The sequence below is a fragment of the Furfurilactobacillus rossiae genome, from assembly GCF_013394005.1.
GTDB classification, from domain to species: domain Bacteria; phylum Bacillota; class Bacilli; order Lactobacillales; family Lactobacillaceae; genus Furfurilactobacillus; species Furfurilactobacillus rossiae.
Genome location: NZ_CP040586.1, coordinates 420,587 through 446,499, shown reverse-complemented (window position 1 = coordinate 446,499; position 25,913 = coordinate 420,587). Strand labels below are relative to the sequence as shown.

The following is a 25,913-nucleotide window of genomic DNA, read 5'->3' as shown; positions in this document are numbered from 1 at the left end:
CGACAGTTCCGTGACAATTCAATCTAATTCACGAACCTTTAATTTATAAATATCGTAATAGTTTGTGTTTTCTGTTAAATTATTATTTTTATATTTCGTAAAATGTTTTATTTGCCATTTTGACGAACTTTCTAAAAAAGCATTCCAATAAAACAAGCAAACATTTGTAAATATTTCTTGTTAAAGTTTGCTTAGAAAAATAAACCATTTTCATAAAGCTTTGATTTTTTTCAGTTATTCAATCTTCGCATGCAGTATGATATGAAACGATGCTTTATGAAGGGAACAACGTTATGAAATTACGACATTATTCGCTACTCATCACTTTTATAATCGTTATCGGCATTTATTTAACACAAATTAACGTTTGTGCCGCCACTCAACAAGCTGAAAACGGCCAATTCAATGGCCTCACTCTTGATGTCGCACGCCGCTACTATCAACCTGATACAATCAAATCATTTATTTCGCAGGTCGCCCAAAATCGTGGCCGCTTTGTTCAACTACATCTTAGTGACGCACAGTCGTTTGCGATTGAAAATGACACAGTTGGTCAAACATTGGCTAATGCAACACAAACAAATGGGGTTTGGCGTAATAACAAAACGCACCAGGCTTTTTATAGCAAGTCACAGATCGCTGATCTGGTTACGTTTGCTAAGCAAAAACACATTACGCTAATTCCAGAAGTCGATACGCCCGCACACATTGACGGCATGATCGAAACGATGCGTGCCAATCATCAAACACAACAAATTAATCAACTGACATACAACAATAAGAGTTACGGTCGCGAATTTCACTTAAGTAACGCCAGCATAACGTTTGTTAAACAACTTGATAACGAAGTGGCGCAGTCATTTTCGGGTCAGGCAGACATGCATTTTCACTTGGGCGGCGATGAGTTTACCGATCAAACAAAAAGCAATAAGCCCTACATAACCTATCTAAATGCGCTGGCCAAGAACATTCAGGCCCAAGGATTCATCCCTGAGGCATGGAATGATGGTTATATGAGTCGGGCACTAAATCAATATGATAAGCACATCCAGATTACTTACTGGAATTGGACGGCCGATGAAAAAGGTGCACCTGGTAAAGAACGACAAAAAGCGTGGGCCACAATGCCTGAATTGATTCATCATGGGTTCAAAGTATTCAACTATAACGACTATTACCTCTATTTTAATTTGTCACAAAAAAACATTAAATCTCGCAACGTCGCGTACATGACCAATGACATGAAGCAAAATTGGGACCCCACCATCTGGGATAACGACAACGATTCAAGCCTCAATTCACTGCACAACATTGTCGGTAGCAGTGTCTCTATTTGGGCCGACAAAGATGCTCACAGCAAAATTAATGACAAACAAATATTAACGGCTTCTCAAAAATTTTTGAGTCAATTTCTTCAACTTGCACGACAACCTATCTAACAACACTTCGGGGAGCATCATGAACTTAATTAGCACATACGTCATTTTATATCCGGTAATTGTTTCGATTATCTGGATCATCAGCTCAATCTTTTTTTCAATCCAACAACGCACTGTTCCTCTCGTCAATCAGCCCACTGGTCAACCAGACGATTTGGTATCGGTGCTTATCCCGGCGCATAACGAAGGCACTACCCTCAGCGGTGTGGTTGAATCCGTCGCCGCCTTAAGCTACCAGCACATCGAATTAATCCTTATCGACGACGGCAGCGACGATAATACGTTTGATGTTATGCAAAAATTGGCACGACAATATGCCAAACGTTGTGATATCAAGCTTGTCCCATTAATGCCTAATCGTGGCAAAGCCAATGCTCTTAATGAGGGGGCTAAACAGGCTCACGGTAAGTTCTTGCTATGTCTTGATGCCGATTGTTACGTCGATGCTGATGTCTTACAACCAATGCTGGCCCGCTTTTATGACAACCGCAATCTTGGTGCAGTCGCCGGCAAACCTATCGTGCGCAACCGGACTAGTTTATTAGGGCGCCTTGAATTGTTGGAATATATCGGTGTCATCGACATTATCAAACGTGGTCAGGCCTTTATCACCGGTCACATCACTACTGTTTCAGGCGTTGTGGTGGCCTACCGCCGTGAAGCACTTGCAGATGTCGGCTGGTGGAATCCGCAAGCCTTGACTGAAGACATCGATATCACATGGCGTTTGTATCAACACCAATGGCAAGTCAGCTACTGTCCTGACGCCGTGGCGTGGATTTTAGTACCTGAACATGTCGGTGCACTAATACATCAACGGCAACGGTGGGCCCGTGGTGGCTTTGAAGTACTGTGGCGCAATAAGGGCATGTTGTTACGCGGACCACTCAGCGCACAATGGCTGTTGTTGGATATGATCCTCAGTGATACCTGGGCGTTAGCTTGTGCATTTGTACTACTTTTTTATGTATTTCCCATTGCCTTCACACAAACATTAATTATGGATGGCGTGGTCCTATTTTTATTAGTGCTGATCAGCATTATTCAATTTTTAATTGGCTTTGCCGACTCCAAACAGTCCGATTTCATCACCTGGCAAGACTTGCTACTGTTGCCCGTCTACATCATTTTCTACTGGTTTATTAATTTGGTCAGTTGCCTGTCAGCACTGGCCTCATTCTTCTTGGATCCCCACCATGCAGGTACATGGCGTAGTCCAGATCGGGGGTTATAATGCGTCAACAAAAAGATCCTCGCTCATTGATCATCCGCAAACGACCATCACTTTGGGAACGTCTGCGTAGAGCAGTGATTTTATTAGTACTTTGGTTAATTACTGGATTCATTATCTACATCAATGTTTGTTTTTTGCTAGGCGTCTATTCTGACGCCCTCGTTTCGGATTACCTTGTCCTGAATTTATCACTACATTTGTACAAAACGCTGGCAATTCTCGTCATCATTGTGGCCGTTTTGATCACCTTTTTTGGCACACTGCACATTAACACTTTGAAACGGAGGGCAAAGCATCGTGAGCAAGACAACGCGTAAATGGATTTTAGCCGGCTTTTTACTACTCGTTTTGGGAGTGCTAGCGGTGAGCGTCAAACGCAATATTGCATTTGAATTGGGTAATAAACCTAGTTACGCTATTTCCACTCATGATGAAAAGAAGCCCGCTGGCATCATGGTTTTCTGTTATCACCGGATCTTGGACGACAACAAAACGGTCAAGTTGGACGAGCGTTTGTCCCCCAACAGTCAGTTTCACGATTTCAACGTCAATCTCAGTGATTTCAAGCAACAAATGGCCACTTTAGCTCGTGAACACGTTAAAGTGATCTCCACGGCACAAATGGTTCAAATGGTGGAATCACACCGACGCATTCATGGTCGCTACGTTGTCTTAACGTTTGATGATATCGATCGAACTACTGTGGATAACGCCGCCCCAGTGATGATCAAACACCACTTTCCGTTTACAGTTTCCATCATTACGGGTAATACTGGGGCCTACCGAGCAGGCACTAAACTGGCAACGTGGTCACAAATTTTAGCCATGAGAAAACAGGCTGGCGACTTGGTGACGTTTGCCGTGCATACTAACAACATGCATTATCTTAATAGTGCCGGCACACCAGTCTTCAATGTTCCCCGCAACTTTATGCGTTTCAAACGTGACTACGCAACTAGCCAAAATGTGATGCAAAAAAAGATTGACGCCGAAACGCCAATCTTCACGTATCCTTATGGGAGTGGTGATGCACAGGTTCAGGAGTTTCTGGAACGTCAACCACTGGAGGTCATCTACACACTAAACACTGGTATCGTTGATGAAAACACGGATCTGAAAAACACGCCGCGGGTGATTATTAATACGAATAGTTGGCCTAGCGTCCATCGGTGGTTAAAACAAAATCGATTATAAGAACAGAAATGACTATCCTAAGGCAACTCAATTCCCTCTCGATGTAATGCATTCAAATAGCTCGTCGTAAACGTGGATCGGACATTGCTCTGGTCCCCGTTTTTTACATACATTGTGACCGAAATCGCCAGCAGATGGGTCTTGGGCAAAATCGTTGGCCCCTGAATAACCGCGCGACCAACGACCTCTGGGTGCTTAGGTAACAAACGGTCATTCACAGCCTTAACAGTCTTAATGGCCTGATTCGTAGCTGTATCTGCCTTCAATGGCAAATCAATCTGGACCCGCATGTTTGTGCGTGACTGATTCGTAATCGTAGTGATACTGCTATTGGTGATGTAATTCAGGCCGCCATCAGCATCTTTAATCGTTGTCAAACGCAGGCCAAACGCAACTACGCGTCCCGATGTCGTGCCATTGATGATGACATTGTCGCCGACTTCCATCTGTTGCTCCATCAAAATTAGGAAACCAGCAATCACGTCACGAATAATGCCCTGAGCACCGAGCCCAACAACAACCGTTACAATTCCGGCGCTCGCAATCAACGTTCCAATTGGAAAGCCAAGAACACTCAAAATCGTATAGAGAAAAAAGAAGACAACGATGTAACGAGTAGTATTGCGAACTAAGGTATGTAACGTTTCCGCCCTTTTTTGGTTAATGCGCCGATTCTTCATATAGGTGCCAAAACTTCGGTCAATCAAAAATACAATTGCTCGGTTAATGAACCAGAACAGCACTGAATATAATGCAATTTGAAGTACCATATTCAATAAATGCGGGCCAAACGTCTGCCACTTAAACTGTTCAAAAAATTCGCTAAAACTTGCTGCGGTCATCATTATCATTCGTTACTCCAGTTCTTCCGTGATGATTTACTATTCACAACTTTAGCATACTCATCTGTTCAATTTGAGGTGAGTTAAGCGTTTGTGACGAAAATTTGAAAAAATGCCGGAATGTCAACTTTTGAAGTGCGGTGAACCGGCTTAGAAAACGATTTCTTTTAAATAATCTCATTTACTCATTGACTTCTCATAAGTTGCTTGCTAATATTAACAAATCAACTTGATTGATATTGCTCGGTGGCACAATGGTACTGCGTTCGACTGTTAATCGAAAGTGTGTTGGTTCGATTCCAACCCGAGCAGTTTTAAGCCTTAATTTTATTAGGAATTTGTTAATCTACATCTTTTCAAGGCCAACAATAATTTCGTCTACACAGATCAAAAAATATGGGTAGCCACATTTACTTGTGGTTACCCATATTTTTTAATCATCATCATTTTCATTATTGTCGTCGTTGCTATCAATACTACTATCGTTGCTATTGTTATCAGGATTCTGCCCCATAACATTACCACCTATGCTTGGATACGCTGAATGAATTCGATTATAAAATCCGGCAATATCCTCTCCAGCGCCTTCAGAGGCAGTATATTGTTGAACTAAAGTGCTATCTGGTACTGAGGCCAACGCTGCCGAATCACAACCAAACTGACTAGATAATGAATCACGCATGCTTTGGGCAGTTTCACCCGCTGGACCCGTTGGAGCAGTGGAGGAAGATTGCGCTTGCGACGAACTGCTTGCAATCGACACTGCCGAACTAGTGCTAACACTGCTTGCGTCAGAGCTAACACTATCGCTTTCCGTACTGACCGAGTTCTGAGTTGACGAACTTGCTTCTTTCTTATTCTTCTCTTTTAGTCGTTTATTTTCTCGCTTCAAACTGGCTAAGCTACTGCTTTTTGCCGTATCTGAACTACTGCTCGAACTACTTGAATTATTACTGCTACATGCCGCCAACAAGCCTAATTGTAAGACAGCTACAGCTACTAGGATCGCTTTCTTCATTTTAAATCTTACCTCTCAGTTCACTTATTTTGAGAAATTAACTGTTTTAATTCATTTTGAGCGGCATTATCCTGTGAGACCTGGAAAGTCTGATTGCCATCACCTGCACCTTCTCCATTAGTAAAACCAGTAGTCGGCGAAGCGCTGGTGCCAGCAGGTATTTTAAGCTCATAGACAACTCCATTGTTAGCTAATAAATACTTACTAATCGGCTTGCTAAAACTCATATTTGTTGAATAGCCGTCAGCATTGCTACCACTGCTTAGTCCACTATCTAGACCTGTTGTTCCATCCTTAGCTGAGTAGAATACGACGCCACCGATTGCTTGAATTTTGTAATTTGCAGAACCAGGATTACCGTTATCTTGCACTAACACTTTTCCATCAGAGGTCATTGCTACCCAATCAGAATCACCAGCTGATCCATGATCAAAATACCAGTCGCTAACAGCCATATTTCCCATCTGGGCTCGATGAGATGCCCAGCTTGTAAATGCAGACGAAATTGCAGATTTTTGAGATGAACTTAATGGGGTAACGTCATTAGAGCTTGTTTGCGTCGAAGCTGTAGCACTCGAACTCGAGTTTGTAATTGAACTTGAACTCGTAGACTTCGTGTTCGTAATGCTTTCTTTAGTCTTTTTCAAACGTTCATTTTCTTTTTTCAAACTACTTGCTTCACTATCATGACGGGTACTTCTTGATTCAGCATTCATACCCCCAATGTTGATTCGACCAGTATCGTAAAGCCAATAACCCAGCCCAGAAACGAGCAATAAAATTATCATTATCAGGACTAGCCAAAGGCAGCCATGATGTTTGCGTACAACCTTTGCATTATTTTGATCATCATTCGACCTGTTATCACCGTGTGGATTACTGGTTAAAGGCGTACCACACTTTTGACAGAACTTTGCTGAGTCGGGATTTAAATGCCCGCAATTCACACATTTTTTCATTTATTCCCCTTCTGAATCTGAATCAATAAAGTAAAGAACCATATCGAATCGATTTTCACTACCGGCTACGGCTACATAAAAATCACCAGACTGATTTCGCCCATCTTCAGTAGGACTGTCAACATGAAAGCTATATTTTCCGGGAAACAGCCCGTTTCTAAAATCTTGTGCCGTAGCTTTTATATGTTTCCCACCATTCGTAATGTTAATTCGCATTTTCGCTGTATCATCCGTGGTCATAAAATGAACGGATGTTGGTTTTGCCGCCAAATAGTATGAGTCAAACAATCCAAATACTTTCTTTGACTCTACATAAAACTTGTATTTAACGGATGGACCAGCAATTGTATGCCCGTCCGTGATACGCTTCCCGACTTCCGCTGTCGGAACTGAAGCATGGCTATGCCATTGTTCAACAACACTCTGTGCTCCTATTTTGGCAAAGCCTAAATTTTGGCTATCTTTATCAAACTGTTTTAGAAACAAGTCACCGTCTTCATTTTGAGTGGCTTTAGTGATGTTGGCAGCCAGTTGATCCTTTGAAATAATGAACTGATTCTTGATTCCAACTATTCCAGTAACAAAAACAACCAAAACGATTATTGCAATTAATATTTTTGGACCCTTTTTCATTGCATCCACCCACTACGTTAAGCTCACAGGCTCTGGCCCAAACTGATTGCTATATTCATTGCCTGATTCCGCCATAAACACTTGTAAAACGGGGCCGCCAATGAATGGAATAAATATCAGACAATAGTATCCGCCAGATCGATTCGTGTCATGAAATCTACGTATACTTAAAGCAATTGAAACGATGGCCAGTGCCACATAAATCAGTGTCATCAATATGACACCGATAATTGGAATAAATATCGGAATAAAGCCCAATATTGCAATAACAGTCAATCCGACCTGCGCATACCAATAATCGGTTTGCGATGTCCGCCCACTAAACTCAAATACTTTGTTTAGAGCGTCCTTAGTGGCCGCAAACGATTTTGAAGCAAATGTGTTACTAGCCGAATCATTTTCGTGACTTTCATTTGGACTGATCATCTTTTCGCTAGAACTACTGCCATTGTTGGCTTGCCCTTGGCTCACAGATTGATTTTTTAAAGTACTATTTTCGGCCGTTTCGTTAGAAAAATCATTCTCTTTAGTATTTTGTATTGCACCACAAAAAGGACAAAATTTAACCTGTGTGCTAATTTTTTGTCCACAATTTGTACAGAATTTCGTTTCTTCCATGATAAAGTTCCCCTCAACTATTATTTTTTGCTAATTTAATTACTTGACGAGCCCAGCGTTTGGTAAAACCATACTGTTTTGCTAGGGCATCTAAATTTGAACCATTGTAACTTTCAATTATCTTAGGCTTTACCTTGTCACGATCATTTAAATGAATTGGAAAATTAATCTCCTCGCCCTTAAATGCGTCCCACAGTAATAACAGCTTATCTTCACCCAACAAATCATAGATTCGTCGATATACGTCCGGTAATGTGGTAGGATCAACCTTTTGCTTGTCCATAAGCCCCCTCCTCACCTTCGTTTTTCATCATAGCAACAACCTTGTGCAGTTACTAACGCGGCCTGCAAGGCACATGTCCGTATAAACGTAGTGAAGATTTCACGAGATTCGTCCTGAACTATGCAAAATCATTCCGTTTTTGAACCATTTTGACGAATAATTTGGCGAATCCATCGTTGAGAATAATCATATTTATGAGTCAACTGCACTAAGTTATGCCCGTTATACTCAGCAATGATTTTTTGGGCTACTTTCTTTCGGTCATATAAACGCATTGGAAACGAAATTTGACGTCCACGATATATCTCGAACACTTTCATCATTTGCTCGGTGCCCAACACTTCATTTAGTTGTGCATATGACTCTTGAAGTAATTCTGGCGTCACATCCATATGATGACCCCCACTAATCAATTTTTAAGATAAGATTATCAAACCCGTTATGACTCCTGTAATGCAAATGTCATTACAGATTAAAGGTGTCCCGGTCACCTTCGTGCCTATTAATAATTCGATAAATTGTTCTTTCACTGTACTGATGTCGAATTGCCAAATCTGTTATTGTGAGACCACTTCTATACTCGTTCATAATTTGTTCGTACTCATATTGGGGCTTCAATAGTCGTTTCGGGAAACTAATTTGATTGCCAGAATAAGTTTGATATATCTTTAACGTTGCCCCTTTACCAACGCTTTCATAAAATTCTTGATAAATTTGTTTCCACATATAAATCTCGTTCATAACTGGCCTCCTTGTATACTCAATAAATTCAGTCTAAAATTTTGCATAGACGCAATAAGTCTATTTATAAATAAAAACGACCTGAATAATATTTAAAATTCAGGTCGCTTCAAGGACGGTGTACATAATGAATGCAGCATACCGACAATTATTTATTTTTCAACAGTTATTAAGTGGTCTAGTGGTCCACAAACAAGATCTAGTTAAACAATTCAATGTCAACGCACGCGTTATTCAAAGAGATTTTAGTCAAATTCGTCAATTCATTGATGATCAACAGCTTTTCTACCAAATGCAGTACAAGCGTGGCCTCAACGGTTATGTTTTAGAAACAGACCAAGATAGCATTTCAAAACAATCTATTTTAGTCATTATCAAAACATTATTGGCTAGTCGATCTTTGACGAGTAAAGAGATGAAAACGACAGTGAACGGCTTATTGAATCTTGTAACGCCTGAAGAACAGCATGAAATTCGACCGATTATTCAAAATGAAAGTTTTTACTATCTTCCAGTCCATCATGATCAACCACTTCTACGAACAATTTGGCAATTTAGTCAGTTTATTATTAAAAAACAAGCAATCCAAATAACTTATCAACGTCAACGTGGTGAATATAAAACATACATTATCTTGCCAGAATCCGTCATTTTTTCCGAATACTATTTTTATATAATCGCATTTAATCCTCATGGAAAAGGTAATCGCTTCTTTCGAGCTGATCGAATAAAGGATTATCATCAGGTTAACAAAAAAATAACTCAAAACTATGCTGACAGATTCGAAGATGGCAAATTGCGCCAACAGATTCAATATATGCAACCGGGTCAGACAATCACCCTTCTCTTTGAGTTTTCTGGCATTGTTGAAGCTGCTTTAGATCGTTTTCCAAACTCCGTTGTAAAAAAAAGAGATTCAGTTCGTCATTGCGTTCTGATTGAAGCAAAAACATACGATACCGGCGCTAAAATGTGGTTACTCAGTCAAGGCAATTTGGTAAACGTTTTAAAACCAACAAAATTGCGCGATGAAATAAGGGCTGATCTTCACGCTATGCTTCAGAAATATGACGACTAATGAACGTATTTTATGTCAAAGTTCAAAATAAGAAAAAAAATTCAATTCATCTTTTTAATTACTTTTCAGCTTTCATCCTTGCCACATCACAATTAGTATTTCTATAATTAAATTTAATCTGCTAGAAAGAAGTCCTACACATGTCCCTTACCCTAACAATTGCCACTCAATCCGACCTTCCCACCATTGTTAACATTTACAACCAAAGCATCCCCAGTCACGCCGTCACTGCCGATTTAGCGCCCGTGACCGTCGATGATCGGCAGCCATGGTTCGAGGCACACCAATCAGATAGTTATCCCATTTGGATGGTTAAAGATGACGATACCATTATTGGCTGGGTCAGCCTGTCGCCTTTTTATGGGCGCGGTGGATACGCTCATACGACCGAGATTTCTATTTATTTAGATCAACAAACTACCGGTCATGGCTATGGTAGTCAGGTGATGTCGTTACTAGCACGACAGATTGCCAACTTTCATTTCACCAGCGTAGTGGCTTACATTTTCGACTCCAACGCAGCCAGCCTGCATTTGTTCCATAAGTTTGGCTACGAAGAGTGGGGACATTTGCCAAAAATCGCTAATATGGCAGGAACTCCTCGCGACCTGATCATTTTGGGCCGTCACTATTAATGCATAATAAAAAGACGTTTGAACGTAATGACTTCGAATGAAGTCGTCAGTTCAAACGCTTTTTTCCACTATCCAAAATCATTTCAAAGCTGCATCAATCGCCTTCAACTCGTCATCGCTAAAGTCCAAGTGTTTTAAAGCACCCAAGTTGTCTCTAAGTTGTTCCGGACGACTAGCCCCAATCAGCACGCTTGTGACTTGTTGATGATGTAATAACCAGGCAATTGCCATATCGGCCAACGATTGATCACGCTGTTGGGCGATTTCATTCAACCGTTTGACCGTACTCAGGGTTTGTTCAACCTGATCCTCATGCAAAAACGGACTCGTGGATCGATGTGCACGGGAGTCTTCAGGAATACCGTTCAGATAACGATCTGTCAGCAGGCCCTGTGCTAACGAGCTAAATGTAACTAGTCCCGTTTGGTCGGTCGTCAACTTGTCTAGCAGACCATCCTCAATGTGGCGGTCAAACAGATTGTAGCGATCTTGATGAACAATGTATGGCGTGTGCAAATCGTCAAAGACCGCCTCAATGGCAGCTGTCTGCTCTGGATTGTACTTCGAAATCCCAATGTATAAGGCTTTCCCCTCTCGTACCAGCTTATCTAAGGCATATGCCGTTTCTTCAACTGGCGTGTCAGGATCTGGTCGATGTGAATAGAAGATGTCCACGTAATCCAAGTGCATGCGTTGAAGGCTCTGATCGGCACTTGCTAAAATATTCTTCATCGAACCACCGTCGCCGTACGGGCCGTCCCACATACGATGCCCTGCCTTACTGGCAATAACCAGTTCATCACGATAGGGTTTTAAGTCTTCATCCATCAGATGTCCAAAGTTCGTTTCAGCACTACCTGCCACTGGACCATAATTATTCGCCAAATCGAAATAAGTTATGCCTGCATCAAACGCCGTTCGGACGATCTGCTTTTGGGTCTCATACTCGTCCACACTACCAAAATTGTGCCAGAATCCGAGACCGAGAACGGATAATTTCAAGCCACTCTTACCCGCTCGCCGATACATCATCTGTTCATACCGATGTTCGTTTGCTAAATACATACTGTGCCTCCACTTAAAATTGCGACCAACGCCGATTTGACGCGGTTATACTGTTGTTAATTATAGGCTTTTACCTATTTTTATTGCAAACGTTTTCAGGAAAACCCAACTCACTATAAAAGAGCATCAACCACTGTGATATCAGTGAATTGATGCTCTTTCATTTAACCTGCGGCTTAAAGCAGATTTGTTGCCAATCTTATATATAATCACGTACGCTCGACCCAATAAATATATAAAACAATCAACGTAATTCAATTTGAAACTTTTCAGGCCCGTCCAACGTTTGCACATTTACTGTCATACCGCTCTTTAACGGACGATCAACCCAAAAACTCGGGTGCAAATGATAATTAAAATCGAAGCTGTATCGGGTTTGACCAGCGCCCTCAGTTTCTGCCTCAACTTCACCACGACTGCCATCGGACAATTCAACGCTTTGCTGCTTCACATTTGGTGCCACATAAATCGTTGTCATGGACTCCACCTCCAATGACATTATAGCAGGAAAAATATTTTAGGTTAAGTTAAAACAATTATTTTGCATGCCAAATCACGATAGAAAAAGCGCTCAAATTGCATTTCTTAGGAAAAAGCGTACAATTAGTTGTAATCTTATTTATCACTTGATAAATAAAGCTAAATTTACGGAAGAAAAGGAGAAATCATCATGTATTTAGGGCTAAAAGAAATGCGCTATGAAAAGCTACGCTACAGTCTGTTAACTGGTGTGATGGTTCTGATTGCGCTTGTTGTCTTCATTCTAGCCGGATTGGCTGGTGGTCTCTCTCAAGGCAACCGTTTAGCAGTCGATCAATGGCAGGCTAAATACGTTTATTTGAACAAGGACGCTAACAAAAACATCATGGCATCACAGTTAACCACCGATGCAACTAATGACGTCAAGGGTAAGCAGGTCGCAAACATTGCGCTTGATAGTACCGTTGTTCGCAAAATTGGTAGTAATAACAAAATCGACATTTCCGCTCTGGGAACTGCCAATAACAGCTTTATTATGCCTAAAGTTACTAGCGGCCATAAAGTCCAACGTGATAATCAAATCATTATTTCACAAAACCTGAAGGACCAGGGGATTAAGATTGGTGACAAGGTCCGTTTGGGCTCGAACGACACCAAATTAACCGTTGTCGGCAGTTACGGTAAGAGCACATACAGTATTGCCCCAACCATGTATATGAATTTGGCAACCTTGGCCAAAATCAAGGCTGCTGGCACGCCTGTCACAAAACCGCTCGGCATCAATGCAATCATCACCAAAGACAGCCAGTTATCTGGGAACAAACACAATTTGCAACGGCTCCCTATCAATGATTTCATACAAAATCTGCCTGGTTACAGTGCTGAACAGACAACTTTAAACACAATGATCTACTTCTTGTTCGCCATGTCACTGGCCATTATCGGAATCTTTATGTATGTTCTAACCTTACAAAAGCAGTCACTATTTGGCGTGCTGAAGGTTGAAGGAATCGGTACACGTCACATCCTTGCTAGCGTTGTGACACAGGCCGCCGTTATGAGCGTAATCAGTGTTGCCATCGGATTATTGATCACGATTGGCATCGGCGCCATCGCACCAACGGGCATGCCGTTTGCACTAAACTACCCACAACTCGGCATTTATGCCATCTCGTTAATCCTCGCTTCAATTCTAGGATCCCTACTATCCTGGCGCACGATTGCCAAAATTAACCCAGTCACAGCAATTAAATAGAGTGGTGCCGAAGCCTGGGAGAAGCTGAGCAATAACATGGAGATGAAGAATTCGGTGATTTTCCGAATCATTCATCTACGGGTTATGCACAAGCTTCTGGGCGTCAGGTGCACGTTTATGAGAGTGGTGCCGAAGCCCGGGAGAAGCTGAGTAATAACATGGAGATGAAGAATTCGGTGATTTTCCGAATCATTCATCTACGGGTTATGCACAAGCTTCTGGGCGTCAGGTGCACGTTTATGAGAGTGGTGCCGAAGCCCGGGAGAAGCTAAGCAATAACAAGACGTAAAGGAGAAAAACATGGCAAACGTAATGGAACTTGTTAACGTATCAAAACGTTTCGGAAGCGGCCATACCGCAGTGAATGCCCTTAGTGATGTAAACTTCGAAATCCAACAAGGCCAATTTGTTTCAATCATCGGACCATCAGGATCTGGTAAGAGTACCTTTTTGACCATCGCGGCCGGATTACAAACACCAACAAGTGGCAAAGTTTTGCTAAACGGTACTGACTTAGCCACCCAATCAGAAAAACAGCGGTTACAGTACAGATTTGATCATGTCGGCTTTATTCTACAAAGTTCAAATTTGATTCCCTATCTGACTGTCTCTGAACAATTTAAGCTCATTGACCGTTTGGCCCACCAAAAATTTCAAGAAAAGGAAATGCGGCAATTGCTGGATAGACTAGATTTGAAGAACCTAGATGATGCCTATCCAAACGCACTGTCCGGTGGTGAACGCCAGCGTGTCGCAATCGCTAAAGCGCTATATCACGAACCTGACATTATCCTGGCTGATGAACCAACAGCCAGTTTGGACTCGACCCGTTCGTTTGATGTCGTTGATCGATTGGTCAGCGAGGCTCATGACTTAAATAAAGCGATTATCATGGTAACTCATGATGAACGATTGATTACTAAAAGCGATGTTGTGTATCAAATCGATGATGGTAAGATGAAGAAGCTTGAGAATAAGGAAACTGTCGAATCACAGAACTAACAAACTAAAAATCGCATGTTGTAGAAGTTTAACGGCTTCCGCAACATGCGATTTTTCATTTTGTAACGTTTGTCTTAAGCACGCGCGCCGGATTGCCGCCAATAATGACATCGTCACCAAAGGACTTCGTCACGACACTCCCAGCACCGACAATGACATTATCTCCCAACGTTACGCCAGGGCAAATAATTGCGCCGCCACCAATCCACACATCGTCGCCGATTGTGACTGGTTTGCCAATACCTTCCGCTCCGTTACGGCGCAACCTTGGATCAGCAGGATGATTAACCGAATAAATTTGTACTTTGGGACCCAACAAAGCATGTTTGCCAATTCGAATGGGCGCCACATCCAACATTACGCAATCATAATTGGCAAAGAAATCGTCACCAACATAAATGTTATATCCATAATCACAGCGGAAAGTCGCATGGACACTACAGTCTTGCCCCGTCTCGCCAAACAACTTTTTAATAATCGCCGTACTGCGTTCAGGATCTCGTTCTCCTAGTGCATTAAATTCCTCAATTTGTTTACGTGCTTCCGCACGTTCAGCGACAAGTTCATCGTCGTAAACGTCAAAAATATCGCCTGCTAACATTCTTTGTTTATTTGTTTTTATCATTTATTTACCTCAAGTTTGTACTACGCCCTACATAGCCGAAACGTGTCACTATCGCCCAGAAACCTGCGCATAACCTAAAACTGCTGCCATACAGGAAAAGTCACCTGCATGTGCTCGCTACCTTCATAGCCGAAACGTGTTCTCAACCCCTAAACCTTGTGCATAACCCGAAACTGGCACGATACAGGAAAATCACCCGTATCAGTCTACATGGCCAAAACGTGTCACTATCGCCCAGAAACCTGCGCATAACCTAAAACTGCTGCCATACAGGAAAAGTCACCTGCATGGCAGCAGTTTCACGTTATTGCTCGATTTCTACCGGGCTTCGCGAGCACTCTTAATCAATAACCACCGACTTCAAACCAAACATGGTAACAAGGTCGTTGATTTGTTCTTCGTCCAAAGCAAAGGTGAAGACAGTGTGGTGACCACCACCATTTTCAATCCACTTTGTGGCACCGGCCTTTAAGCCAACCTTTGGTGTCCACAATTGCTTAGCAACCGGCAGATTTGGCGTTTCAGCTTCTGGCTTATTTGCGTTAACAGGGTAGCTGATGAACTTGTATCCATCACGGAAATCAGCCAACGTAACGTCAATCGCGTCACCTTCAGAACCAGTGAAGACCAAACGTGCTGGATCAGCTTTACCACCAATATCCAATGGGTGAACTTCAACCCGTGGCTTGTCACTAGCAATTGATGGGTCAACTTCCAACATATGGGAACCAAGAATGGCTTCGTGACCTTTCCGTAAGTCTAACGTGTAGTCTTCCATGAAGGCTGTCTTTTGGTTGTGTGACATGATCTTCATCAAACGGCCAAGGGCAGCTGTCTTCCAGTCACCTTCAGCACCGAAGCCATAACCGTCACGCATCAACAATTGAGCGGCCAAACCAGGTAATTGTTCCATGCCCCACAAATCTTCAAAGTTTGTCGTAAATGCAGAGTACCCGCCACGGTCCAAGAAACTCTTAATACCAAGGTATTGAGCTAATTGAACACGAACTGAATGCTTATATGTTTCAGGATCATTGTCACCTTGAACCAAGGTGTAGTCAGTTGCCAGTTTTTCGTATTCTTTGTCCACATCAGCTTCACTAACCTTGCTGATTTCTTGAACCAAGTCACCAACACCGTAGTAGTCAACGGTCCAGCCAAGGTCAATTTGTGCTTGAACCTTGTCACCTTCAGTAACCGCAACATTACGCATTGTGTCTCCGAAACGGCAAACTTTCAACTTGAAACTTTCATTGTAGGCAACAGCAACGTCTTCCCACTTAGCGATTTCAGTTTGTGTTTCTTCATCACCCCAGTAGCCGTAAACGATCTTGTTGTGAACGCCCAAACGTGCGTTGATGTAACCATATTCACGGTCACCATGAGCACTTTGGTTCAAGTTCATGTAATCGAAATCAATGGTGTCGTAAGGAATCTTGTTTAAATATTGCGTTGCCAAGTGAAGTAATGGTTTCTGTAACAATTTAGTCCCACGAATCCAGTTTTTAGCTGGTGAGAAAGTGTGCATCCATGTGATAACACCAGCAACGTTGTCGTTGTAGTTAACTTCCTTCATAAACTTCGTGATTCCATCAGCTGTCGTCATAACATCCTTAAAGACAACCTTATAAGGAAGCTTGCCACTAGCGTTCAGCTTGTCAACAATATCTTCGGCATCCTTAGCAACCTGCTTTAATTGATCTTCACCATATAAGAACTGACTACCTGTAACAAACCAAAATTCGTAATCTGGAACTGCTAACATAATGAATTCTCCTTTGTGTTTAATGTTTTTATTTTTACTACTACGTAGTGATAACGCGCTCCCTAATCCCTGAATTCTGTGCATAAGCTGAAAGTCAAATCATTCGGAAAACCACCGAATGTTTCGCCTTCCTTCTTATTGCTCAAATTCACACGGGATTAGTCACGCTCACTCTCTTAACGCATGCGACTTGGACTTCGCATTATTTTGACCGTAGTACGCATTGCTGCCGTGCTTACGGTAATAATGTTTGTCCAATAAGTACTGGGGCAATTCGGTATCGCTACGAGTCAATTGCAAAGTGTGATAATCCTCTTCAGCGATGACTTCCAGAACTTTAGAGTTATAAACAGCCTTGGCCGGAGTAGCACCCCAAGCAAACGGACCGTGTTGACTTACCAGGGCAGCAGGCACTGCTTCGTAATCCAAACCACGTTCCTTGAAGGTCTTCACAATCGTCTTGCCCGTGTTACCTTCGTAGTCTTCTTCGATTTCTTCCTTAGTTAACGCGTCAGCAGCGGGCACATCCCCAAAGAACGTATCTGCAGCCGTGGTATTCAACGCAGGCACATCCATCTTGGCAGCCGCAAACGAAACGGCCCATGGTGAATGTGTGTGTACGATTCCACCAATGTTTGGAAAGGCGTTATATAACACCGTGTGAGTCGGTGTATCACTTGAAGGGTTCATGTCTCCTTCAACAACTTCACCTTTTAAATTCACGACAACCATGTCAGAAGGCTTCATTTCGTCATATTCAACACCTGATGGTTTAATGACGAATAAACCTTTTTCACGATCGATGCCTGAAACATTGCCCCATGTAAAGGTAACAAGTCCCAACTTTGGTAATTGCATATTTGCTTCATAAACTTCTTGTTTTAACGCTTCCAGCATTAACAGTCAGCCTCACTTTCGTTCTGGAATATCATCAATAGCAGCACCTTCAACAGGCAAGCCAGCTTGGTAATTTTCGATAAATTGTTGATAACCCTTAACGCCATCTGGTTCTGGACTCAAGGTCATACTTTCTGGATTGGCAAAAACTTTGCGATCCAGGAAGTCTTCAAGGGAATCTTCGTTCTCGCCAGGTAATGCATAAATGGCTAACACTGCCATCCCCCATGGACCACCTTCGCCAGCCGTGCTCATCACCGTAATTGGCGTATTCAAAGCATTTGCGAGGATTTGTTGACCAATAACTGGTGTCTTGAACAAACCACCTTGAGCAATCATGACATCTGTTTTGATGTTTTCTTCATTTGTCAGGATGTCCATCCCAATTTTGAGTGGTGCAAACGCAGCATAGAGCTGCGTTGCCATGAAGTTCGCTAATGTAAAATCACTCTTTGGCGTCCGTACAAACAGTGGGCGACCAGCTGACATCTTGGTGATATTCTCACCTGATAAGTAGCTGTAGTTCACTAGCCCACCAACATCTGGATCTGAATGGGTAGCTTGTAAGAACAACGTTTCATATAACCGATCAGGTTTAAGATCCACACCCAGCTTGGCCGCAAACTCACTAAACAAGTTGGCCCAGGCGTTGATATCAGATGAACAGTTATTGATATGAACCATTGCGACTGGTGCACCCGTTGGTGTCATGACCATATCAATGTCCCGATGGACTGCCTTTAGAGGTTGATCCAAAACGACCATTGAAAAGGCTGACGTACCAACGGAAATGTTTCCAGTCCGTTTGCGAACACTATTGGTGCCAACCATCCCTGTACCAGCATCTCCTTCAGGTGGAGCCATTACGCTACCCGCCTGAAGATTGCCACTAGCATCGAGCAGTTTAGCACCGTCATTCGTTAATGTTCCGGCCTGCTGACCTGCTGGTAAAACGGCCGGCAGAATGTCTTTTGTGTTCCAAGAGTAACGTTTAACAGCGTCCTGAGTATTGAACGCTTCCAACATTGCCTTGAAATACGTACCCGTTTTTTCATCAATCGGGAACACCCCAGATGCATCACCGACACCTAAAACACGCTTTCCAGATAATTGCCAATGTACATAACCAGCTAATGTCGTAATGAAGTCAATATCCTTAACGTGAGGTTCATCATTCAAAATTGCTTGATATAAATGAGCAATACTCCAACGTTGTGGAATATTAAATGAGAATAACGCCGTCAATTCATCAGCTGCCTGACCGGTAATGTTGTTACGCCAGGTTCTAAAGGGAACCAATTGCTTACCGGCCTGATCAAACGCCAGATAGCCATGCATCATGGCACTGACACCAATCGACCCAATTTTAGTCAACGGACTGTGATACTTGCTTTGAACTTCTGCCACCATTTGGGTATAGCTGGCTTGAATACCAGTCCAAACCTGTTCTAGTGGATACGTCCATACACCATCAACGAATTGGTTTTCCCAAACGTAACTGCCAGATGCAATTGTCTGAAAGTCGTGAGTTACCAGAACCGCCTTGATTCGTGTTGAACCAAGCTCGATACCTAGTGAAACATCACCGCTCTTAACCGCTTGGGAGGTTTCAACTAAGTTCATGTGAACATCCTCCAAATACAAATTCAAAAAATAAAATAAAACGTTTTCATTTTTGTCAACGACCATAGTGTAAATTATTTATTCGAATAAATCAACAGTATTTTTATTTATACGTATTAATACAGTGAACTAAATAATCTTCGCGTAGTTACTTATAGGTAACGGCAATCACGCAATTCCCATTTCTTATCTATTAGATAGCAACTGATGAAAGCTGCCAGAAGCTTTTAAATCAGCTATTTGGTCTCACATAATTAATCATAAAATTTGTTCCAGTTATACTACAATCGCATAAATTTGTCGTTTTTCTATTGATTTATTCGAATGAATGATATAAATTGTTTCCTGAAAGCGTTTTCTGTTTTTGTCGACAAATTTTCATTTTTTACCTAGTGTGTTTGTATTTGCTATTTTTTACTTCGCGTCTGAATCGGCGATTAGTTCAACTGCTTGATGTCCTTCTTCAGTTGGCGTCTCAACGGTTCACATCTATTTATAGAAATGAGGGTTCGTCTTGAAAAAAGTGTCGAATGGCTTCATCTATACGTTTGGTTCGTTAGGTGGCCTTCTGTTTGGTTATGATATTGCATCTGTATCCGGTGCCATCTTATTTATTCAAAAGCAATTGCGGTTAGGTTCATGGCAACAAGGGATGGTTGTTTCAGCTGTCTTGATTGGTGCGATCATTGGTGCCCTTGCTACTAGTAAGTTCTTGGACACATACGGTCGCCGTATTTTGCTACTGTGGGCCGCCGGGATCTTCTTCGTTGGCGCACTTGGTTCTGGGTTTGCTCCAGAATTCTATGTTTTGTTAGTCACACGAATCATCCTTGGAATAGGTGTGGGAATTACCTCAGCTCTGGTTCCTGCCTACCTACAGGAACTGGCGCCTAAAAAGCGTCGTGGCGCAATCACAACTCTGTGGCAGTTGATGATTATGATTGGGATTTTACTAGCTTATATCTTGAACTACACATTTTCAGGACTATTCACGGGCTGGCGCTGGATGCTTGGTTTCGCAGCTATTCCAGCCGCTCTATTGTTCATTGGTGCCCTATATTTACCAGAAAGTCCTCGTTTCTTAGTCAAAGTTGGTAAATTAGATGAAGCAAAAGCCGTTTTGGAAAACACCAACAACGGCGATGATAAAGCAGTTGAAATTGCACTAACCGACATTCAAGCTCAAGCCTCACAAAAAGCCGGTGGTTGGGGTGAACTCTTTGGTAAGACTGTTCGTCCTGCTTTAATCACTGGATTAGGTGTCGCGATTTTTCAACAAATTATTGGCAGTAACACGGTTATTTTCTATGCACCAACCATCTTCACCAAAGTTGGATGGGGTGTGGAAGCCGCTCTGCTAGCCCATATTGGTATCGGTGTTATCAATGTCATTGTCACTGTTGTTGCTTTGCTTTTGATGGATCACATTGATCGTAAAAAGATGCTCATTTTTGGTGCAACCGGGATGGGATTGTCACTTTTAATCATGAGTACTGTGTTGAAGTTTGATAACGGTTCAAAAGTTGCGGCAATTGTGAGTGCCCTTGCATTAACTATTTATGTGGCCTTTTATGCAGCAACTTGGGCTCCTGTTACATGGGTCTTCATCAGTGAAGTGTTCCCATTAAATATTCGTGGTCTGGGAACATCGCTTTGTTCTGCTACAAACTGGGCAGCTAACATGCTCGTTTCGTTAACGTTCCCTACAATGTTGAGCACTATGGGATTGGCTAACTCGTTCCTCTTCTACGCTCTAATCTGTGCAATTTGTATCTGGATCACACACACTAAGTTTATGGAAACTCGTGGCAAGTCGCTTGAAGATATTGAAGCTGATTTACGTTCACGCACAGCCGATGAAAAGACTGTTTCAAACGCTGAAAACAAATAATATTTAATCGTGTTTGAGAGTTAGTAGGAACCTAAAAAAGGCCGCTTCGAGAAGATTAATTTCTTCCCGAAACGGCCTTTTCCAGCTAGTTCTTATTCAGTTTTAGTATCAACAGTAGCATCAGCAGGTTTAACGACTGAATTCCGTCTGACTAAGTCTGGTTCGTAATTGATATCCTGAACATCTTCACGATTCAACAACTTAATCAACATGCGCCCTGCGTCTTCACCCATTCTTTCCTTCTCATGGTTCAACGTGGTCAATGAGGGACTCATATATTGAGACATCAAATAATCATCAAAGCCGACAACTGAGACATCTTCAGGCACTCGATAGTCGTTCGAGCGCAGATAGTCCATAACTTGAATCGCCAAACGGTCGTTATAACAAGCAATCGCCGTTGGTCGTTCATCCTGCTCCAAGTATATCCGTATTCGGCCCATGACCCGTTCAAAGTCATCCCCTGATTGATACATGATGAGATTACTCTGGTAGGAAAATTCAGGATGCCGTTGATATGCTTGAACAAATCCATTCATTCGGTTAACACCCTGAATGTCATCTACCTGAAAAACGCCCAAAACGCTTTGATGTCCCATTCGAAAAAGGTATTCCAGCATGCGTTCTTCAGCAGCCTTGTCATCTGTCGTAACGCTCGGGAAGTCCAAGTCAGGATATTTGGCGTTAATAAATAATGTTGGAATCTGATCATCCTTAATTTCTTGGTATAAGTCCATATTAGGATTACGCAGCGCACTTTGTGTGGGCTCAATGATTAGGCCCGCAACTTTAGTATCCAACATATTGATCAAGCTCTTACGTTCTTTTTCATGGTTATTATGTGTATTACTAATCAATAAAGAATAGCCAGCTTCTGAAATAATACGATCAATCCCAGAAATAATATCCGGAAAGATGTAATCCGCGATATGCGTTGTGATGACGCCAATCATTTTACTATCATTATCATTCGACCAGTCTTTATGCCAGTCTTGGACAAACATCCCGCCGCCTTGAATCCGATAAATGAAGTGGCTACCCTCTAAATCCCCCACGGCTCTTCTAACTGTGTAGTGAGAAACATCGTACATCGCCATTAATTCTGTTTCAGTTGGCAACTTATCGTTGACCTTATATTTCCCTGTTAGAATTGCCTCTTTCAAACCATCTTTAACTTTTTGATACTTGTTTTCCATATTTCCACCTAATTTGATATGTAATGATGCTCACTTTTAAGACACGCCACCATTACTAATAAATTGAAACGAATCATTCACTCATTCTAGTGTAGTGTAAAAGTTCCGATATCACAATAAATTTGCAAATTTATTTGTAACCGCTTTCTCTTTGACGGTCTACTTTCTCGTAAAATGTGGTAATGTAATTATATGGTAGATTGTAAAATTAATCCGAACGCTGTTCGGACAAAAAAGATCAGCTTCCTTTAAAATGGTGTTTACCACAAACCCATCTTTTAGGAGCTGATCTTTTGTCTAGTATAACCTATTCCGAACGAATTAAAATCGAAACCTTTTGTGAACTAGGGCTGTCCAATATCCAAATGGGCGTTCGGCTGAACCGATCACCGTCAACAATTTCTTATGAATTATCTCGATGTCAACCTTATCAGGCTGAATTAGCACAAACAGATGCCGAATACAAGCGATCACGATGTGGTCGGAAAACTAAGCTGAGCGATGAGTTAAAGCAAAAAATTCTCAACCATTTACGTCTAAGCTGGTCACCAGGAATGATTGCTCACGAATTTAAACTAGCTACTAAATCTATTTATAATTGGCTAAATCAGGGGAGAATTGGTTTCTCCTTGAATGATCTACCTGAACATGGCGTACGCCAACGGCGTAACGTTGACCAACGATCCAAATATAATCAATCTTTGGGGCGATCAATTGAACAGCGTCCCATGATGATTAATCAACGTAATCGCATCGGCGATTTTGAACTAGATACAGTCGTTGGTCCTCGTGGGCATAGTAAGGCAGTTTTATTAACTTTAATCGATCGCAAATCACGGTTCTTTTGGGCATACCGGTTAAAAGATCGGACGACAGCGACTGTTAATGAAGCACTAACTAAGTTCCTAACCACTTTTAATGGTCCGGTTCACAGCTTTACTGTGGACCGTGGCACTGAGTTTAGTGGGCTAGTATCACTTGAATCACAATATGGTATTAAGACCTATTACTGCCATGCTTATACGCCAGCTGAACGCGGTAGTAATGAACGCTTTAATCGGAATTTACGTTATTTTTATCCTAAAGGGACTCGTTTTGAGCACATTAGTGCTCAAGATTTAACGACGACGTTACTCCAAATTAACCAGCGACCGCTTAAAATACTCGACTGGCAAACACCGTATCAGGTTATGCTGACAAATTTGTCCAAAAATTCGGATTAAATTTGCAATCTACCATATATTTATTTCAATTCATTAAAACCTCACATTTAATTCATTCGAATATATATGTGAAACATACTTAATAAAGGAGTTTTCCGTATGTCACAATCTATTCACGCAACAGTTCAACCGTTTGATACCTTTAACGGTCAGAAAATCTATCGTTTTAGTCTTGTCAACGCCCATGGTGTCACCGTATCTGCCTTAAGCCTTGGCGCAACTCTTTATGAAATCTTATTGCCAAGTGGCGACAACCTCGTCTTGAATTATCACCATAGCGCTGATTACTTAGCCAATCCATTTTACGTTTGCATGGGTATTGGGCGCACAGGCGGTCGCATTGGCAATGGTGAATTCCCGATGAACGGAAAAACGATTCACGTCCCAGTTAATGAAGGGTCAACAACCCTACATGGTGGACCGCATGGGTTCAACTCACAGCTTTGGGATGGTGAAATTTCTACCAAGAATGGGGAGCCAGAAATCATCTTCCGTCACTTACAGAAATCGTCAGAAGATGGTTTCCCTGGTGATCTGGATGCCGAAATTCACTACCAGCTCAGTGATAATGACGTCGTGCGAATCAGCTTTGTTGGGCGATCAAACGCCGACACAGTCTTCAATCCAACACTCCATACCTACTTTAATCTTGGAAACAACGAAACCATTAAACGGCATACATTACAAATTAACAGTACAGAACATTTAGCCTTTGATGATAAAAAGGTTCCAACTGGTGAGCTAATTGAAGTTGCAGACACACCATTTGATTTCCAGAAGGCCACGACACTTGGCACTGCTATTGCTAGGATGCAAGATACTGCAGAAAAAGGCTTTGATGACCTCTTCAAAGTGACCCCAGACGATAATAACCGGATTGCCACTTTGGCAGATCCTATTTCCGGTCACGCCGTTGATGTGCTCTCAAAACGTAACGGACTCGTTGTCTTCACAGCTAATTCTTTCACACACGATAATATGAACTTCAAACGTTCCAACGGTACTGGTCAACCGTACGAAGGTGTCGCCCTCGAAGCCCAGACGTTACCTGATGCCACCAAACACACCGGTTTTGGCAACATTATCCTCACTGCTGGCGACACATCCGTGCAAACCATTGGGTATCGACTGCATTATTAAGCAACTTGACTAAGCTTATTAAAAATAATGATCGTAGTTTCTGCGCCAACGTAGAAGTTACGATCATTTTTTACACCTATTTTCGTGATTTGTTTTGAACTGTACCATTTTCTGGAATATAGGTAATGAGGTCGCTAACTTCCTTTGGCAATGGAATTTGTGGATCAACATGCGGGTTGTTTAAATGAATTGACGTATAAGAACGCCGATATTCTGTTGGCGACATGCCAACTTGGGCACGAAAACGGCGCATGAAAGTTTTAGCATCATTGAAATAAGCATAATCTGCAATTTCCTTAACCGACATTTCCGTTCGAACCAATAGCAAGGTCGCAACCTCGATTTTCAAACGAGTCAAGTACTGCAGCGTCGTTATACCCATTGATTGTTTGAACAAACGTGTTAAATAGTCTGGACTCAATTGAACTGCCATAGCTATTTCATCAACTGAAAGTTCACTACTCATGTTCACACGAATCCATTCCTTGATGAATCTCATCTTACCGCCTTCGTGTGCTTCTTTTTCATGTGCTGAATAACTATCAAATAGTTGTATCAATAACGCAGAGGTTAAAAAGTCGCGTTGGCCTAAAATGACTGGGTTATCCTGAATTGCCAATATTTGATGAATTTGAACCGCAATTTGATCCACGTTATCTGGTTTAAACACGCGTGGTAACACAACTTGTTGCCGACTGCTTGCGTGTGTTAACCACTCTTTCAAAACGTTGTTAGTACTAGAGTTAAACGCACGTTCTTTGAATTGACTAAAAAAATGTAACCAATAAAAATCGACTGGTGGATTTGAAGGTCGGCAACCACAAAAATCAGTATATGGTGGCACAATCATGACCTCGTGTGGGCGGATGATAAATTGTTCATTATTAATCTGCACGCTGATATTTCCTTTCATACAAAGGATTATCTCGTAATCACCCTTATGATTGACAGGTTGATGTTGCCAAATCTCTTTCGAAACAAACTCGCCACCTTTGTAATATAAAACAGGCTTGTCAAGTGTAAAGGAAAAATAGCGCATCATCTCATCGTCCTTTCTCATATATCGGAAATCGTCAC

Annotated in this window: 27 protein-coding genes, 1 tRNA gene and 1 pseudogene; 12 read left to right on the top strand and 17 right to left on the bottom strand. The window is 41.9% G+C overall.

Features of this window, described 5'->3' with window-relative positions:
- The first annotated feature begins 293 nt into the window (after nt 1-293).
- The 4 genes from LROSL1_RS02045 to LROSL1_RS02030 are packed head-to-tail and all read left to right on the top strand — an operon-like array spanning nt 294 to nt 3,867.
- On the top strand, nt 294-1,439 hold the full coding sequence (locus tag LROSL1_RS02045; protein ID WP_178913572.1) for a family 20 glycosylhydrolase: 1,146 nt from the start codon (nt 294-296) through the stop codon (nt 1,437-1,439).
- Nucleotides 1,440-1,458: 19 nt separating this feature from the next.
- Nucleotides 1,459-2,673 carry a glycosyltransferase family 2 protein gene (locus LROSL1_RS02040; RefSeq protein ID WP_178913571.1) on the top strand — a complete coding sequence of 405 codons (1,215 nt, stop codon included), beginning with the start codon at nt 1,459-1,461 and terminating at the stop codon, nt 2,671-2,673.
- Nucleotides 2,673-2,990: a hypothetical protein gene (locus LROSL1_RS02035; protein ID WP_017262994.1), complete on the top strand. Its 318-nt coding sequence runs from the start codon at nt 2,673-2,675 to the stop codon at nt 2,988-2,990. Before LROSL1_RS02040 ends, LROSL1_RS02035 begins: the two co-directional genes overlap by 1 nt.
- A complete protein-coding gene (locus tag LROSL1_RS02030; protein ID WP_178913570.1) occupies nt 2,971-3,867 on the top strand; it encodes a polysaccharide deacetylase family protein in 897 nt (298 codons plus the stop codon). Before LROSL1_RS02035 ends, LROSL1_RS02030 begins: the two co-directional genes overlap by 20 nt.
- A gap of 17 nt (nt 3,868-3,884) precedes the next feature.
- Here LROSL1_RS02030 and LROSL1_RS02025 read toward each other — a convergent pair whose 3' ends face one another.
- Entirely contained in the window at nt 3,885-4,712 is an 828-nt protein-coding gene (locus LROSL1_RS02025; protein ID WP_178913569.1) for a mechanosensitive ion channel family protein, read from the bottom strand.
- A 237-nt stretch (nt 4,713-4,949) separates the two neighbouring features.
- On the opposite strand from LROSL1_RS02025, the gene LROSL1_RS02020 reads away from it, so the two are divergent.
- A tRNA-Asn gene (locus LROSL1_RS02020) sits at nt 4,950-5,021 on the top strand.
- A gap of 121 nt (nt 5,022-5,142) precedes the next feature.
- On the opposite strand, the gene LROSL1_RS02015 is transcribed toward LROSL1_RS02020, so the two are convergent.
- The 8 genes and pseudogenes from LROSL1_RS02015 to LROSL1_RS01985 all read right to left on the bottom strand — a co-directional run bounded on the left by LROSL1_RS02015 (nt 5,143) and on the right by LROSL1_RS01985 (nt 8,961).
- On the bottom strand, nt 5,143-5,727 hold the full coding sequence (locus tag LROSL1_RS02015) for a hypothetical protein (RefSeq protein ID WP_178913568.1): 585 nt from the start codon (nt 5,725-5,727) through the stop codon (nt 5,143-5,145).
- Between the two features lie 20 nt (nt 5,728-5,747).
- Nucleotides 5,748-6,515, bottom strand: a complete 768-nt coding sequence (locus LROSL1_RS02010; protein WP_225351486.1) for a hypothetical protein — start codon at nt 6,513-6,515, stop codon at nt 5,748-5,750.
- Nucleotides 6,516-6,614: 99 nt separating this feature from the next.
- A pseudogene (locus LROSL1_RS13265) lies at nt 6,615-6,686 on the bottom strand (zinc-ribbon domain-containing protein); the annotation flags it as partial.
- Nucleotides 6,687-7,319, bottom strand: a complete 633-nt coding sequence (locus tag LROSL1_RS02005) for a hypothetical protein (RefSeq protein ID WP_178913567.1) — start codon at nt 7,317-7,319, stop codon at nt 6,687-6,689. It lies immediately after the preceding pseudogene.
- A gap of 12 nt (nt 7,320-7,331) precedes the next feature.
- Nucleotides 7,332-7,937: a DUF805 domain-containing protein gene (locus LROSL1_RS02000; protein WP_017263000.1), complete on the bottom strand. Its 606-nt coding sequence runs from the start codon at nt 7,935-7,937 to the stop codon at nt 7,332-7,334.
- 13 nt (nt 7,938-7,950) lie between these two features.
- Nucleotides 7,951-8,220 carry a Mor transcription activator family protein gene (locus LROSL1_RS01995; RefSeq protein ID WP_017263001.1) on the bottom strand — a complete coding sequence of 90 codons (270 nt, stop codon included), beginning with the start codon at nt 8,218-8,220 and terminating at the stop codon, nt 7,951-7,953.
- A gap of 128 nt (nt 8,221-8,348) precedes the next feature.
- On the bottom strand, nt 8,349-8,612 hold the full coding sequence (locus LROSL1_RS01990) for a Mor transcription activator family protein (RefSeq protein WP_017263002.1): 264 nt from the start codon (nt 8,610-8,612) through the stop codon (nt 8,349-8,351).
- 73 nt (nt 8,613-8,685) lie between these two features.
- On the bottom strand, nt 8,686-8,961 hold the full coding sequence (locus LROSL1_RS01985; protein WP_178913566.1) for a Mor transcription activator family protein: 276 nt from the start codon (nt 8,959-8,961) through the stop codon (nt 8,686-8,688).
- Nucleotides 8,962-9,088: 127 nt separating this feature from the next.
- Between LROSL1_RS01985 and LROSL1_RS01980 the strand changes: the two genes are divergently transcribed.
- Both LROSL1_RS01980 and LROSL1_RS01975 read left to right on the top strand, forming a co-directional pair.
- Nucleotides 9,089-10,039, top strand: a complete 951-nt coding sequence (locus LROSL1_RS01980; protein ID WP_178913565.1) for a helix-turn-helix transcriptional regulator — start codon at nt 9,089-9,091, stop codon at nt 10,037-10,039.
- A 140-nt stretch (nt 10,040-10,179) separates the two neighbouring features.
- A complete protein-coding gene (locus LROSL1_RS01975; RefSeq protein WP_178913564.1) occupies nt 10,180-10,674 on the top strand; it encodes a GNAT family N-acetyltransferase in 495 nt (164 codons plus the stop codon).
- A 78-nt stretch (nt 10,675-10,752) separates the two neighbouring features.
- Here the strand turns inward: LROSL1_RS01975 and LROSL1_RS01970 are convergent, their stop codons facing one another.
- Nucleotides 10,753-11,739 (bottom strand): aldo/keto reductase, encoded by a 987-nt coding sequence (locus LROSL1_RS01970; protein ID WP_178913563.1) that lies wholly within the window; start codon nt 11,737-11,739, stop codon nt 10,753-10,755.
- 244 nt (nt 11,740-11,983) lie between these two features.
- Nucleotides 11,984-12,217, bottom strand: a complete 234-nt coding sequence (locus LROSL1_RS01965) for a hypothetical protein (RefSeq protein WP_178913562.1) — start codon at nt 12,215-12,217, stop codon at nt 11,984-11,986.
- 192 nt (nt 12,218-12,409) lie between these two features.
- Here LROSL1_RS01965 and LROSL1_RS01960 point away from each other — a divergent pair, with 192 nt between their 5' ends.
- Both LROSL1_RS01960 and LROSL1_RS01955 read left to right on the top strand, forming a co-directional pair.
- Nucleotides 12,410-13,474, top strand: a complete 1,065-nt coding sequence (locus tag LROSL1_RS01960) for an ABC transporter permease (RefSeq protein ID WP_017263008.1) — start codon at nt 12,410-12,412, stop codon at nt 13,472-13,474.
- A 300-nt stretch (nt 13,475-13,774) separates the two neighbouring features.
- Complete coding sequence (locus LROSL1_RS01955; RefSeq protein WP_178913561.1) at nt 13,775-14,476, top strand: ABC transporter ATP-binding protein; 702 nt, start codon at nt 13,775-13,777, stop codon at nt 14,474-14,476.
- Nucleotides 14,477-14,531: 55 nt separating this feature from the next.
- On the opposite strand, the gene LROSL1_RS01950 is transcribed toward LROSL1_RS01955, so the two are convergent.
- The 4 genes from LROSL1_RS01950 to LROSL1_RS01935 form a co-directional block, all read right to left on the bottom strand.
- The gene (locus LROSL1_RS01950) at nt 14,532-15,101 is read right to left on the bottom strand and encodes a sugar O-acetyltransferase (RefSeq protein WP_178913560.1); all 570 of its coding nucleotides are present in this window, start codon (nt 15,099-15,101) and stop codon (nt 14,532-14,534) included.
- 340 nt (nt 15,102-15,441) lie between these two features.
- On the bottom strand, nt 15,442-16,866 hold the full coding sequence (gene araA, locus LROSL1_RS01945; RefSeq protein WP_017263011.1) for an L-arabinose isomerase: 1,425 nt from the start codon (nt 16,864-16,866) through the stop codon (nt 15,442-15,444).
- Between the two features lie 168 nt (nt 16,867-17,034).
- Nucleotides 17,035-17,763 (bottom strand): L-ribulose-5-phosphate 4-epimerase, encoded by a 729-nt coding sequence (locus LROSL1_RS01940; RefSeq protein WP_017263012.1) that lies wholly within the window; start codon nt 17,761-17,763, stop codon nt 17,035-17,037.
- A gap of 12 nt (nt 17,764-17,775) precedes the next feature.
- On the bottom strand, nt 17,776-19,386 hold the full coding sequence (locus LROSL1_RS01935; RefSeq protein WP_178913559.1) for a xylulokinase: 1,611 nt from the start codon (nt 19,384-19,386) through the stop codon (nt 17,776-17,778).
- A 514-nt stretch (nt 19,387-19,900) separates the two neighbouring features.
- On the opposite strand from LROSL1_RS01935, the gene LROSL1_RS01930 reads away from it, so the two are divergent.
- Nucleotides 19,901-21,277 (top strand): sugar porter family MFS transporter, encoded by a 1,377-nt coding sequence (locus LROSL1_RS01930; RefSeq protein WP_178913558.1) that lies wholly within the window; start codon nt 19,901-19,903, stop codon nt 21,275-21,277.
- Between the two features lie 92 nt (nt 21,278-21,369).
- Here LROSL1_RS01930 and LROSL1_RS01925 read toward each other — a convergent pair whose 3' ends face one another.
- A complete protein-coding gene (locus LROSL1_RS01925; protein ID WP_178913557.1) occupies nt 21,370-22,473 on the bottom strand; it encodes a GntR family transcriptional regulator in 1,104 nt (367 codons plus the stop codon).
- 293 nt (nt 22,474-22,766) lie between these two features.
- Here LROSL1_RS01925 and LROSL1_RS01920 point away from each other — a divergent pair, with 293 nt between their 5' ends.
- Nucleotides 22,767-23,696: an IS30-like element ISLpl1 family transposase gene (locus tag LROSL1_RS01920; RefSeq protein WP_085844568.1), complete on the top strand. Its 930-nt coding sequence runs from the start codon at nt 22,767-22,769 to the stop codon at nt 23,694-23,696.
- Nucleotides 23,697-23,795: 99 nt separating this feature from the next.
- Nucleotides 23,796-24,836, top strand: coding sequence for an aldose epimerase family protein (locus tag LROSL1_RS01915; protein ID WP_178913556.1), 1,041 nt, complete (start codon nt 23,796-23,798; stop codon nt 24,834-24,836).
- Nucleotides 24,837-24,912: 76 nt separating this feature from the next.
- On the opposite strand, the gene LROSL1_RS01910 is transcribed toward LROSL1_RS01915, so the two are convergent.
- Nucleotides 24,913-25,878, bottom strand: coding sequence for an AraC family transcriptional regulator (locus LROSL1_RS01910; protein WP_225440546.1), 966 nt, complete (start codon nt 25,876-25,878; stop codon nt 24,913-24,915).
- Nucleotides 25,879-25,913: the final 35 nt, after the last annotated feature.